The sequence below is a fragment of the Pseudomonas sp. 2995-3 genome (assembly GCF_002742565.1).
Classification (GTDB): domain Bacteria; phylum Pseudomonadota; class Gammaproteobacteria; order Pseudomonadales; family Pseudomonadaceae; genus Aquipseudomonas; species Aquipseudomonas edaphica.
The window spans coordinates 1-251 of sequence record NZ_LJSB01000403.1; the positions used below are offsets into that span (position 1 = coordinate 1).

Consider the following 251-nt stretch of genomic DNA (forward strand, 5'->3'; position numbering starts at 1 on the left):
AAGAAGAAGTTCCTCATTTTCCACGTCTGGCCACCCACTCCACAAGTCTATATAATTGTGCCCATTATCCGATGCAAACTCCTGCAACCGTTCTGCCTGTTGTGGATAAAAATAAGTATTGTAGACTGGCTGAGATGGCTGTAAATATAATAGAAGTTCTGGGTTCTCCCGATATAATGCATTGATAATAATCTCCGTACTGTCCAATGTATGGGCTATATCCACACCGGAATTACTATTCCAAAGGAAAG

General features: G+C 41.0%; 1 protein-coding gene. It reads left to right on the top strand.

Features of this window, described 5'->3' with window-relative positions; translation table 11 throughout:
- Positions 1-185, top strand: a 185-nt coding sequence (locus tag AOA62_RS32345; protein WP_218244240.1) for a hypothetical protein, incomplete at its 5' end; no start/stop codon positions are given.
- Positions 186-251 lie beyond the last annotated feature (66 nt).